This is a genomic window from Marinimicrobium sp. UBA4209, assembly GCF_002381585.1.
Lineage (GTDB): Bacteria > Pseudomonadota > Gammaproteobacteria > Pseudomonadales > Cellvibrionaceae > Marinimicrobium > Marinimicrobium koreense.
Window position 1 is genome coordinate 36,322 of record NZ_DFTP01000070.1, and the last position, 492, is coordinate 36,813.

At 59.1% G+C, this 492-nt stretch carries 2 protein-coding genes; both read left to right on the plus strand.

Annotated elements, in window-relative coordinates; translation table 11 throughout:
* On the plus strand, positions 1 to 102 hold a 102-nt coding region (locus tag B3187_RS17585; RefSeq protein ID WP_414673693.1), incomplete at its 5' end, for a hypothetical protein.
* The coding region (gene tagF, locus B3187_RS10350; RefSeq protein WP_286806268.1) for a type VI secretion system-associated protein TagF at positions 102 to 492 on the plus strand (391 nt) is incomplete at its 3' end. The genes B3187_RS17585 and tagF, both read left to right, overlap by 1 nt.

The following is a 492-nucleotide window of genomic DNA, read 5'->3' on the forward strand; positions in this document are numbered from 1 at the left end:
GCGGATCGGAACACGATGGTGTATGAAGTGCGCACCCAAAGCGTCGACAATCTGTTGACCAATAATCCCCTGCGCCGATATCAGTGTCCGGAGGTGCTGTGATGAGTGCCAATGGCGTCGTTGGTTTTTTCGGTAAGCTGCCCGCCCACGGTGATTTCATTCACCGGGGGCTACCATCGCAGTGCGTGAATATCTGGGATGACTGGTTACAGTCTGTAATCGCTGCGACTCAGGAGCAGTTGGGCGAGCACTGGCTGGATGTGTATCTCACCAGTCCCATCTGGCGATTTGCGCTCTCTCCAGGCGTGATAGACGGCCAGCTTTGGGCCGGAATTTCTCTGCCCAGCGTGGACCGGGTCGGTCGTTATTTTCCGTTCACCATCCTGGGCTCGGCGCCGGCCAATACCCCGGCCACGGTGGCGTTGACCGCCGCCGATGTCTGGTACGAATCGCTGGAGTCTGCTGCCCTGGCTGCGCTCGACGGCCAGATTC